This window comes from Asaia sp. BMEF1, assembly GCF_051628905.1.
In the GTDB taxonomy this organism is placed as follows: domain Bacteria; phylum Pseudomonadota; class Alphaproteobacteria; order Acetobacterales; family Acetobacteraceae; genus Asaia.
Genome location: NZ_CP157575.1, coordinates 1,614,574 through 1,626,997, shown reverse-complemented (window position 1 = coordinate 1,626,997; position 12,424 = coordinate 1,614,574). Strand labels below are relative to the sequence as shown.

6 protein-coding genes are annotated in these 12,424 nt (G+C 60.1%); 5 read left to right on the top strand and 1 reads right to left on the bottom strand.

What is annotated here, in order from left to right; translation table 11 throughout:
* Window positions 1–142: 142 nt before the first annotated feature.
* Both ABHV46_RS06985 and ABHV46_RS06980 read left to right on the top strand, forming a co-directional pair.
* On the top strand, window positions 143–1,213 hold the full coding sequence (locus ABHV46_RS06985; RefSeq protein ID WP_438383993.1) for a purine nucleoside permease: 1,071 nt from the start codon (window positions 143–145) through the stop codon (window positions 1,211–1,213).
* Window positions 1,214–1,276: 63 nt separating this feature from the next.
* Window positions 1,277–3,376 carry a ComEC/Rec2 family competence protein gene (locus ABHV46_RS06980; protein WP_438383991.1) on the top strand — a complete coding sequence of 700 codons (2,100 nt, stop codon included), beginning with the start codon at window positions 1,277–1,279 and terminating at the stop codon, window positions 3,374–3,376.
* 3 nt (window positions 3,377–3,379) lie between these two features.
* On the opposite strand, the gene ABHV46_RS06975 is transcribed toward ABHV46_RS06980, so the two are convergent.
* The gene (locus tag ABHV46_RS06975; protein WP_438383989.1) at window positions 3,380–4,630 is read right to left on the bottom strand and encodes a cation:proton antiporter; all 1,251 of its coding nucleotides are present in this window, start codon (window positions 4,628–4,630) and stop codon (window positions 3,380–3,382) included.
* A 228-nt stretch (window positions 4,631–4,858) separates the two neighbouring features.
* Between ABHV46_RS06975 and ABHV46_RS06970 the strand changes: the two genes are divergently transcribed.
* From ABHV46_RS06970 to ABHV46_RS06960, 3 genes are all read left to right on the top strand, one after another.
* Window positions 4,859–5,572, top strand: a complete 714-nt coding sequence (locus ABHV46_RS06970) for a peptidoglycan DD-metalloendopeptidase family protein (protein WP_438383986.1) — start codon at window positions 4,859–4,861, stop codon at window positions 5,570–5,572.
* Between the two features lie 841 nt (window positions 5,573–6,413).
* Window positions 6,414–7,685, top strand: coding sequence for an autotransporter strand-loop-strand O-heptosyltransferase (locus ABHV46_RS06965; RefSeq protein ID WP_438383984.1), 1,272 nt, complete (start codon window positions 6,414–6,416; stop codon window positions 7,683–7,685).
* A gap of 10 nt (window positions 7,686–7,695) precedes the next feature.
* Window positions 7,696–11,808: a Hint domain-containing protein gene (locus ABHV46_RS06960; protein WP_438383982.1), complete on the top strand. Its 4,113-nt coding sequence runs from the start codon at window positions 7,696–7,698 to the stop codon at window positions 11,806–11,808.
* Window positions 11,809–12,424 lie beyond the last annotated feature (616 nt).

The following is a 12,424-nucleotide window of genomic DNA, read 5'->3' as shown; positions in this document are numbered from 1 at the left end:
GGCAGCGCGCTGTAGATGCGGCTCGGCGCTGCGGTTTTGTTCATGGGGCTCTGCCCCATACCCCGCCAAAGGGCGGTCGCCCTTTGGGAACCCGTTTGCTGGAGGATTTGCATGGGGTGGTATTCGATGTCACGGTATCGATATGAAAAGATCTTTTTCGTGTAAGCTTCTTGTTTCTGCTGCGCTCTGTCTGGGGAGTGCCGTGCCCGCTCTCGCGGCGGATCCTGTTACGCCCAAGGTGATTATTGTCGCCGGGTGGGAAAATGGCGCCGATACGGGCGATGCACCGGGCGAATATCAGGATTGGGTCGAGCGAGAGCATCTGACCGAGTCCGTGACGGTGCGCGGCGTGAAAGAGCCGATTCTGCGACGCAATGCGCAGGGAGTTTACGGGCTGGTGTTGCGTTCGGGGCCGAGCGAGTTGATGGCGCTTGCGCTCGATCCGGCTTTCGATCTGAAAAAAACATACTGGATCTTCACCGGTATCTCGGGCGTCAATCCGAATCTGGCGTCGGTCGGCAGCGTGGCCTGGGCGCGCTGGGTGGTCGATGGCGATGCGCTGCGTGAACTGGATGATCGCGCCATCCCCAAGGACTGGCCCTACGGGCTTTATGCGATCGGTGCGGACCGCCCCAATGCCCTGCCGAAAGACGCTAATCATTATGGTTCAGTTACCGATGTGGCGGAGCTGACCAAGGCCTATCCGCTCAATCAGGGTCTGGCGCGCTGGGCCTATGATCTGAGCAAGGACGTCAAGCTGGCAGACGATCCCGAAATCGCCCGCAGGCGCGAAGCGTGGCCTGCAACTCTGCCCGCCAGCAAGCCACCCATGGTTCTCATGGGCGAGACGCTTGGCGCGTTGCGATACTGGCATGGCGAGGCGCGTAATAACTGGGCGCAGGACTGGGTGAAGCTCTGGACGAAAAATCAGGGGGTTTTCGTCATGACCAATGAAGAAAGCCAGACCAACCAGAAGGAAATGCGGCTTCTGGCGAAATGGGGCTATGTCGCGCCTGACCGCATCATGGTGTTGCGTTCGGGGTCTAATCCGTCCATGCCGCCGCCGGGCGTGTCGCTTACCCAGTCGATGGGCGATGAAGGCCCCGGCCAGAACGTCGCTTTCGACAATAACGAGCGCGCTGGTGCGCCTGTCGTTGCGGAGCTGGTCAAACACTGGGGCCACTACCAAGACCATGTTCCCAGCGCCCCCTGACACGTCCCAGTCAAGGGTTTCCAAAGGGCGACCGCCCTTTGGTGGGGGATGGGGCAAAGCCCCATGAACCCTGCGCGCATCATAGCCAGTCTGGAATCCCGCCTCCTTTCCCAAGGGCGTGCCTTGGCGGGATGGCTGCCCGTCGCCTGGGCTCTAGGAAGCCTGCTTTATTTCCTTCCCCGATATGAGCCTGGCTATGGACGAGCGAGTGCCTGCGCCGCTCTGGGTCTGATGATGCTGTCACTCGGCTGGCCGCGCCTGACGACACGCGGGTTCGGTTTTGCCGTGCTGATGGCCAGTCTGGGGTTTCTGGCGGCGCGCGGTCAGGCCTGGCGTCAGCCGCCTATGCCCGCCCTGCCGTCGCTGGGGGTGACGATGCGGGGCGTGATTGCCGATGTGACGAGCAGCGGTGAAGAGGGGCAGATCCTGCAACGCCTGCGGCTCAGACAGGCTGTGTTCGAAACAGGGGTCGATATCGGCATGGCGCCTTTGAAACGCGATTTGCTGCTCTTCACCCATGACAGCCAGAATTATGCGCCGGGCATGGTGGTGCGATTGCGCGCCGTGTTGAGGCCGCCTGACTGGCCCGATTTCCCCGGTGGGCGCGATCGTCAGAGAGAATCCTGGTTTAATGGTCTGGCCGGAACGGGGCGGGTGCTCGGTGTGCCCGACATCGTGCAGGCTCCGCAGGGCTATGCTCTCGGGCGATGGCGCGTTCGGATCGCGGCGGAAATCGCCCGTCATCTTTCGGGCCAGCGCGCGGCCATCGCCTCGACTCTTCTGGCCGGTCATGGCGAGGGGATAAGCCAGCAGAGCCGTGCAGCTTATGCGGCGTCGGGGCTTGCCCATATTCTCGCCGTCGCTGGGCTGCATCTGGGGTTGGTCATGGGGGCGGTATTCGTTGTGACCCGGCAGGCGCTGGTGCTCTGGCCCTGGCTAGGTCTGCGCCTGCCTTGCCGTGAGATTGCCGCTCTCCTGGCCCTGCTGGCCGGGGTGGTCTATGTCGCACTCACCGGGTTTCATCTCCCCGCCTTGCGCAGTCTGGGCATGGCAGGGCTGGCGACACTGGCCCTTTTGAGCGGGCGGCGCGTGCTGTCCATGCGTTCTCTGGCATTGGTCGCGCTCGTCCTGCTGATGGCCTCGCCCGTTCTTGTGCTCGATCTGTCTTTCCAGATGTCGTTCGCCGCCGTCATGGCGCTGATTGCCGGTTATGAGGCGTTACGTCCTCATTTCGTCAGACGCGCCGAGCAGGGGAAGAAAAACGGGATAGGGCATCATCTGGCCCTGCTCTCCCTTACGAGCGCGCTGGCCGGGGGCGCGACCCTGCCTCTGGTCATGGCGGGTTTCGGCAGTTTTCAGCCCTGGTTCGTGCTGGCCAATCTTCTGGCCGTGCCGATTGCCGCATTCTGCGTCATGCCTGCGGGACTTTGCGCGCTGCTGCTCATGCCGCTCGGTCTGTCGGGGGTGCCGCTCTGGGTCATGGGGCAGGGGATCGGTCTGATCTCTTTTCTCGCCGAGCGTGTCGCGGCTTTCCCGCTGGCGCATGTGCCGGTTCCGCGCATGGCCTGGTGGGGGCTGATACTCTACATGGCCGGATTGGCTGGATTATGTCTTTGGCGGGGGCGGGCGCGTTTCGGGTTTCTGCCTCTCATCGTGTTTGGCGTGGCGTCACCCGTTTTTGGTGAAACCCCTGTTCTGCTGGTGTCACCCGATGCCGGAGCGATCGCCTTTCAGGAGGATCGCCACTGGGTGGCCGGGCCACATAACGGGCTCGAAAATCATGTTCTCGAGGCATGGCAGCGCGCCTGGCCCCTGCCCGTAATGGCGAGTGCCGCCAGTTCCACCTGCACAGCGACTGGCTGCACTCTCCTGTCGCATGGTCAGTCTGTCGTCATCTGGTTCACGCTGCCCTCTCCTGAAAGCCGAGGCTCGGCTTGTCAGGGAGGTGTTTTTATCGTCAGCGCCGTTCCCTTGCCCGAAGGCTGTCATCCAGGCGGTTTCATCGACCGCTTTACCGTATGGCGCGATGGGGCAGTCTCGTTAGGGGCGAAGGGAGATGGCCTGAAACGCATCTCAGATCGCTCCTGGCGCGGCGCACGGCTCTGGGTGCCGCGTGTCGGTTTTCGCGGCGTGCCGAACCTGCCTCTGGCGCAGGCAGAGTAGGGGCTATTTGCTCTTGGGGTAGAAGTGCAGAGCCACGCGCTCCATGCTCAGCCCCTGAACCAGGATGGTGAAGACGACGATCCCATAGCAGATAGGCGCCAGAATATCTTTCATCGGCCCTGCTGGCAGGGTGAGGGCAAGTGAAAGCGAAATACCCCCGCGCAGGCCGCCCCAGGTCAGCACCGCCAGCATACGCCCGCGATCTTCTCCATAAAGATGGATCGGTAGGATGGCGAGAAACACGCTCAGCGCACGCGCAGCAATCGAGAGCGGAATACCGAGAAGCAGGGCCCAAAGAGCGTGCATGCCCGGAATAGTGGCCAGCACCTCGAAGCCGATCATCAGGAAAAGCAGCGCGTTCAGAACCTCATCGACCAGCGTCCAGAAGCTGTTGAGCTCCTCGCGGGCATGATCGTCCATGGCGCTTTTAGCGCGTTCGCTACCGAGGCAGAGCCCTGCCACCACTACAGCGATGGGGCCGGACATGCCCAATGCATGAGCCAGGCTGAACGTGCCTGCCGCTAGGCTGAGCGAGACCAGAAGCTGGAGGTGGCTGTCGCGCGCCGCCCGAAAACAGAGCAGGCCGATCATACCAGCGACAAAACCCAGCGCACTACCGCCAACAGCTTCGAGACCGAATGCCTCAACCGCGTCGAGCAGGGTCAGGTGATGCGCCTCTCCGGTTACGAGCGTCATGGCGAGGCCGAAAATGACGATGCTCACCCCATCATTGAACAGGCTCTCGCCTGCAAAAATAGCCTGTATGGGCCCCGGCAGACCGAGGCGGCGCAGCATACCCACCACAGAAACCGGGTCCGTAGGGGCGAGAATGGCGCCGAGCACGACGCACCAGAGAAAGGGCATAGGCAGACCGACGGCTGCCATCACCCAGTACATGGCCCCCCCGAGGAGGAAAACGGCGATAATGGTCCCCACGATGGCGAGAAAGAGAACGGAGAACTTCCGTGCCATCAGCTCTCGCGTATCGACCTGCAACGCCCCTGCAAAAAGCAGAAAGGACAGCGCCCCGTCGAGCAGATTGCCCGGCAGATCGGCCGAGGCCAGAAGCGTCATTGGCAGGGTGTGCAGATCGACATCGGGCAGGGCAAGGTCCAGCCCTTTCACCACGAGCGACCCGATCATGGCGATGAGCAGAATGCCGATCGTCATGGGCAGGCGCAGCAGCTTGTAGTTGAGAATGCCGCAAACGGTGCAAAGCGTCAGCAGAATGGCAAACAGGCTGAGTGAGGACATGAAACCTTCGATATGTCAGGAGCCGGGCGTCAGAGGCGGGCGATCAGGGCGAGGATAGGGCATTGTAACCCAAGAGAACGTGAACGCACCTCTTTCGTCGAGACACTCACATTATGTCATCCCGACAGGCATGATGAGCGGCCTCGTGCGCAGCAGGACTCGTTTGTGCCGGATACGCCTGCATTATCCTTGTCCCTCGCAGAGGCCGGAAAAAGAAGGGTAAGCCTCATGAAGTCTGCCAGGAAGATTATTGCTCTTGCCTCTCTTGCGCTGACTGGTCCCCTTATGATCGGCCCCATTCTGATTGGTCATGCCTTTGCAACGCCCAGTACGGCTCTGCTGCGGGCCTATCATGAAAAGCTCAAGGCCATGGACCTGCCTCCCGGCTTCGAGGACATCATTCAGGATCCGAAAAACATCGGTCAGGTCACACTGGCACCGCTCTTTGATCGACCCTTTGTCTGTGGCGAGCATCCGCAGGGTCAGCTCGTGACAGCGGGTGATGCGCTCGGCACGGATTGCATGGTCGTTGGCGGGGCGTCGGATGCCGGAGGGTTTAACCGGCTATACAAAGGCACGGGAGAGAAAAACGAGGATTGGTATGGATGGCAGGCCCCCGTCCATGCGCCCTTCGATGCCGTGGTGACCTATGTGCACGTCAATCCGGTAACCAATCAGCCCGGAACCATGGGTAAACCGCCTGCGAGCGTGATCCTGTTCAGGCGTCATGATGGCGTGATGGTCGCCTATGCCCATGTGCAGGATATCCGGGTCAAGGCGGGCGATCGGGTGAAAGCGGGCGATGTGGTGGCCGTGGACGGCAATAACGGGGTGGCGCGCAACCCGCATGTGCATGTCGGCGCCTACAAGGGCACGCAGCCGCTACAGATCAGATGGGATCTTGCCGCCATGGGCGCTGTAGAGGCCTTGCGCGCCAATTAGTTATTTCAGTTAATTTTTATGGGAACGTCTCTGGGCAACGAGCTAGGCGCAGTTTTTCTAGGCAGTCGCAGCCTGTCCGGGGCGCGGGTGACGATAACTTCAGTATCGCCTCCGGCAAAATGGCGCGGCTCCGCGCGCAACGCATTCGGTCCGGGCGCGAAAACCGACGAGCAGACCGATTGCTGGTGATGCCTCGTGACGCGAGCCGATAAGGCTCACGAGGCCATCAGGATCCGGTTCGACGCGGACTCATTGCCGGTATTGCCCGGTAGGCCATCCCGGCATCGTCCCGCAGGGGGAACATCCGACAAGATACAGCTGGGCCGAGCCCCGGTGCATGAAGTGTTGGCTGCAAATCGCCGTGCTCGAACCGGATATCGGGTGGCAGGCGTCATTGCCGCTGATCGCCAGATCGCGTCGCGCTGTTTCGATTTTGCTCGCGCAGCTCACGATCGGTAGCCATCGGGAGTCATTATCCTGCCCGGTGTTTCTGTCTGAAAACCGGCGCGTTCAACATGATCCTGAGAGCGGCGAGGGGCGCCGCACTCAGTGCCGAACCGTTCCCCCAGGTCGCGCGACACGCTTCGGTAAGTCAGCCCTCAGGCCCTTGGCCACTGACGGCTTCATGACCGCGCGTTTTGTCCCCTGCACGTGGTGCGCCGCTTTTCACTTAGGTTCCCGACACACGCAACCGTGATGTCTCGTTAGGCTTTTGCCGCGTCCGCGTAGGCTGCCGCCTTCGTATCTGGATCTGGAGCGTGTCATCGCGGTCATTCCCTATGGCGAGGAACGCAGGACACGGCATGGCCAATAAAAGCACCATCCGGATGAAAAAGAAGTCATGGGCACAGATGAACAGGTTATCGATAAGCAGGCGGCGTCTGAGCCGCCCTTGCTCAGTTGTTACCTGCCCCCCTCAACCGTACCGACCGTTGCCCATAGTTCCGGCATACGCTTCGACTTCAACGCGGGCGCCCGTGTCAGCCTCCCCGCGCGCGGAACCGGGGAATGGTGCCTGACGCTCAGCGATCTCGATAGCGGCAACGTCATTTTCTGCCATCGCTCGCGTGGCAGCTCCATCACCTCGACCAAGCGTTATTTCAACCGCTTTCATATCCTTGTCGAAGAAGTCGATGAGACAGGTGCCAGATCGGAAGTGCTCAGTCACGCCTATAACTGCACCGGAAAAGTCGTTGTCATCCAGATGCCTGTCAGCACATTAGGCGACGCTCTGGCCTGGTTTCCCTACGCCGCACGTTTTGGCGAAATACACCGTGCAACGGTCGTCTGTATCATGGACGCCTCGCTTATTGCGCTTCTGGCGGATAATTACCCCGAGATCCGTTTTCTCACGCTTGAAGAGGCACGCGACTGCGCCATCATGGATGACGCGTATGCGAGCTATTCTCTCGGTCTTTTTTTTGACGATCCGGACTTCCTGAATCAGCCCACTGATTTTCGTCAGGTCGGGTTGCACAAGACGGCCGCCTATATCCTCGGCGTCACGCCCGAAGAAATTCGTCCGGTCGTTTCTGCTGCCGAGATGGATACGCCACCGATAGACGGGCCATATATCTGCATCGCTACCCAGGCGAGCACCCAGTGCAAATACTGGAACAACCCGGAGGGATGGCTCTCTCTTGTCAGTTGGGCGCTCGCGCAGGGATATCGCGTCATCTGTATCGACAAGTCGCCCTTCTACGGCGCCGGGATCATGTGGAACCGTATTCCTCACGGTGCGGAGGACCAGACAGGCGACCGGCCTCTGAGCGAGCGCGTGCGGTGGCTTCGCCATGCCAGCGCCTTCGTGGGGCTCTCTTCCGGTCTTTCCTGGCTCGCCTGGGCGAGCGGCACGCCGGTGGTCATGATTTCCGGTTTTACGCACCCAACAAATGAATTCGAGACCGAATTCAGGGTGATCAACTGGCACGCGTGCAATTCGTGCTGGAACGACGCCACCGAGAAATTCGACCACCATGATTTTCTCTGGTGCCCTCGTCACAAGAATACCGAGAGACAATTCGAGTGTACGCGGCTCATTACGCCCGGTCATGTGATCAAGGTTCTGAACGCCGCCCTTCACCTGAAAAACAAAAACACAAAACAAAAATAAAGAGGTAGGCATGACCACTACAACCGTAGGATTCGGCAAGAACTCCAGCAATCTCTCCGCCGGAGCCGGTGACATAATCCGGGTGTCGGGTGGCGCCGTGTCGAACACCCAGATCGCAAGTGCAGGGACCCTGACCGTCGATGGCGCGTGGGGTCTCAATCTTGTCATCCCCGTCTATTCAGGCGGCACCGCCATCAACACACAGGTCGCGCTGGGCGGCATGGCGACTATCGCTTCGGGATCGACAGAGATTACTTCCGCCGGGTCGAGTCTCAACGTCACCATTGGCTCTGGCGGATCGCTTTATGTGGGCAATGCCGGCATTGCTATCGGCAACACCGTGTCGTCGGGCGGTACGGCAATGGTCGCCTCGGGTGGTACGCTGACGCAGACGCAGATACTGGCCAAGGCTGGCACCACAATCAATTCGGGTGGTGCGAGTCAGGAAAACCAGATTGCCGGAACGTTGAGCGTTCAGGCAGGCGGCACGAGCCTCGACGATGTTGTCAAGGCAGGCGGCGCGCTCAACCAGTCGGGTGGCCTCGTGAGTGGCGCCACGATCAGGGCTCAGGGCGCGCTGAACGTGACCGGCGGCACGAGCTATAATCCGATCGTCGAGACCGGTGCGACTGCTGTCGTCACCGGCGCCGGAACGCTCATTGCCGACGGGATCGCGATACAGGATCTGGCCTTGTCGGCCGGGGGCTCGACTGTGATTACCAACTCAGCGGTCGCGCTCAACACGGTTATTTCTTCCGGGGGAGTCCAGAAGGTCATCTCTGGCGGTACCGCGCTTGGGAACACGGTCACTTCGAGCGCCACTGTCATGGTCAGCCTCAATGGCGTGGTCTCAGGTGGCCTCGTATCCGGAATGAACGCCGTGGTCACGCTTCAATCGGGTGGGAGCGCTGTCGGGCTTACCCTGAGCGGAGCCTCGGCTTTCGGCCTGACACCTGTCGGGGTTGGCACGTTGAATGTGTCCAACGGGGGTGTGGCACGGGACAACATCGTCAATGGTTACGGGCAGATCAATGTCCGCGCCGGAGGCGTCACGATAGATGACAGGGTGCAGAATGGCGGCCTGATGATGGTATCATCGGGTGGTGTCGCTTCGGGTATGACCCTCGCTGCCAACGGGTCGGCGATCGTGCTGGCAGGGGCCTCTGCTTTCCAACCTGTCATTGGTAACGGGGGCAAGTTTTCTCTCTCCGGCGGTGTCACGACATCCGCAACAATCCAGTCAGGTGGAACGATCTCACAGACGGGAGGGACGCTCGATACGGCCCATGTGCTCGTGGGCGGAACGCTGGGCGTCAATGGGGGCACTGCCTATAATCCTGTTATCGATAACGGCGCCAATGCCAGCGTCAGTGGCAGTGGCACGATCATCGTCAATAACGGCACCACGCAGTCGACGACCATTCTTGCCGGTGGCAAGGAGGATGTGACTGGCTTGGGGGTCGCGCTCAATACGGTGGTTTCCTCGGGGGGCGTACAGACCGTCTCTTCCGGTGGCACCGCGCTCAACAATACGGTCACAAACGGCGCAAATGTGATGGTTGGCGGGGGTGGCCTCATGTCGGGCGGCGTTGTGTCCGGACTAGGCGCCTCAGTCATTGCCGTATCGGGAGGTATTCTCTCTGGCGTGACGGCCAGAGGCTCTGGTGGGGGGCTTCTGCAATCTGATGGTATCGGGACGATCAACGTCATGGATGGTGGTGTTGCCAATGGCAGCATTATCGACCGCTATGGTAAGGAAGTAGTCTTTAGAGGCGCCAAGTCCATTGGTACGATCGTACGCAATGGTGGTGTGGAAACTGTAAGTAATGGCGGCATCGCCTCCGATCTCATTCTTGATCATGGGGGGTCCGCAGTAATCCTTGATGGAGGCGCGGCATCCAACGTGACGGTCAGCGGCACGGCTGGAGGGAGCGCGGGTGCGCTCTTTGTTTCGCAGGGCGGAGTGGTAACCGATATCAATGTAGCGCCAGGCGCAAGCGCCACCTTCAGCGCGGGTGCAACTCTCTCGACCACCCATTCGACCGATCTGGCAAACGTTACCTTCCTTCAAGGGGCGAGTGCCAGCCTGGTAGGCTCCGGCAACGTCACGTCGAATATCGCTATCACCACAAGTATGACGGTTTTCACGAGCGCGGGGAGCATCATCCAGAATGCCACGGTGTCGGGCAAAGCCGCGATTCTGAATGTGGCATCAGGAGGGACCACGTCGGGTACGGTCCTGACCGGTTCCGACAGCAATACATGCGGCGTCGAGAATGTGCTTGCCGGAGGTGTGGCCAATGCGACGCAGATCGGGCGCTACGGCATTCAGGTCGTCATGGGCGGGTCAGCGACAAGCAGCTATGTCAGTGCTCAGGGCGAGCTCAACGTCAATGGTGGTACGGCTTATGGCGCGCTCGTGGATGCCGGGGGGAGTGCCAATATCAATGGCGGCGTCGCGGTCGATTGGGCCATCAATAGCGGTGGTGTCGTCAATGTCAGCGCAGGCGGAACCATCATCAACAGCCTCGCCAATCCGGGGGGTGTCGTTACCATTCTTCAGGGGGGTAGCGCGATCGCCATGGTTGGCCCGCAAGGGGGGAACGTTCTGTCGAATCTGACCTTGTCGGGCGGCAATGTCTATGTTTCCTCCGGTGGGATCGCCACGAATGTGACGATCGCTTCCTCTGCGGGCAAGCTGCTAGGCGATGTCATCGTGTCAGCTGGCGGCAGCGCAGTTGCCAGCGGCACCACGCTAAGCCGGGTGACGATCCAGTCTGGCGGAACGCTGGTTGTGGATGGCTCGCTCTCCGACGGGTCGCTGACGCGCGTCATGAACGCCTCCCTTCAATCGGGCAGCTATCTCTATTTCCCCGAACTCATGGCAGGCAATGATGCCTACACGACAACGGTAGTGGGCAATACACTGACCGTCCTAAGCGCTGGCAAGGCTGTGGCTACCGTCACATTGGCCAATAGCGATTATAATGGGCAGGGTGGGGCATTCATTGAGGAGCCGACCGGGTCGGGATACCTGCTTCTCGTCTGCTTCCTGGCTGGATCGCTTATCAGCACTCCGAATGGCCCGGTTGCGGTCGAGGCCCTGAAGGTTGGCGACATGGTGCATGTGTGGCGTGACGGGGTTCAGGATGTGGCACCGCTCAACTGGATAGGATCGCGTCATCATCGCGTCAGACAGGGTTGCAAGCCTGATCTGGCAGGATATCCGGTTCGCATCTGCAAGAACGCCATTGCGGAAAACGTTCCGAACCAGGATCTGCTTATCACGGCTGAACATTGCCTGTTTCTCAATGGCTGCTTTGTCCCCGTGCGGATGCTCGTTAATGGTAGGACGATCTTCTACGATACCTCCATCGAGGAGTATGATTACTTTCATATCGAGACGGAAGAGCATGCCGTGATCTCTGCCAACGGGGTCATGACCGAGAGCTATCTGGATACCGGCAATCGTGCGAGTTTCCATCAGGCTGCTTTCCGCCGGGAAGGAAATGTCATGCGTGTTGGCGACGTGTTTCGGGCGAAGAGCTGGGCAAATGATGCTGCGGCCCCGCTGGATACGACCCAGGCTTTTGTCGAACCTCTCTACCGGCAGATACTGAGCCGAGATGAAGGGCAGGCCGCCCTAGCGCATCCTGTGACAAGCGATCCGGCACTTCATCTCCTTACTGCTGGGGGTGAGAAGCTCGAAGCACTGCGGGTTGCCGGAACACGTCACGTGTTCAGAGTGCCAGCAGGTGTCGAGCAGCTTATCCTTTGCTCACGGTCGTCGCGGCCGAGCGACGCGATCGGGCCGTTCTGCGATGACCGGCGTATGCTGGGCGTTCTGGTTGGCGAAATCTCCCTTTACGACGCGACAACACAACGAAAAATTTCATCTCATCTTCAGTCGCGCCCACTGGAAGGTTGGTACCCCGACGAAAATCGAGCTCTGCGCTGGACCAAAGGCGCGGCTCACATCGCACTTGGCAAGCGCGATCCCGATAGTGTCGGAATTCTCAGCATTGAGATCGCGGCCTGTGGGCCGTATCTGCTCGAGGACGACGCAAGTGATCACCCGGTCATGGCGGCGTATCGGTTAGGCGTCGGGTCCGAGGTGGCGTGAAGGCCCCCGTCACCCTGCATTGCAGGTAACCCAGGTAGGGTGACGATGATCCGAGATTGGAATTTCTTAAGAGGCCGGTGCGACGTGATCTGAAGACTGAGGGTGAACGGCTGTTTTTTGATGGCGTGTCGCCGGGCGTTCAGTTGCTCAGCAAGAGGATCCTGCGCGTAGGTTCGTAAGTATCGACACCGGCCTGGAATTGTAAGCGTAAGCTGTGTGGCAGCGCCGGTCGCCCGGCGCTGGTTTTTAATCCAATGCTACAGGAGCGATCGCAGGGGCGAGGCCGCTTGCAGTCCTTACCAGTTTTACGCACGAAACGTGATTGAGGATCGTGACTATGACAATCAGTAAATCCGGCGGGTGTTCGCCGTAGGCCGGATCGACCCTCAAATCCTGTCAGTCAGGAGCCTCAACAGGCTTATGCGGCATGGAGAGGCGCGTTATCCCCGGAGAATAAGGTCGGGAATGTGTTTGCCCTTCTCAAAGACTTGAGCGGTATTGCCACGAGATTTTATCGCTGCGCCCGGAGCTGCTTTCTCGCTTCAGCCTTGCCGAGCCCTGAGTAAAAAGCGAGCTTGATCAGGCTGTTTAGCGCTTTGCTTGAATCGTCTCTCCG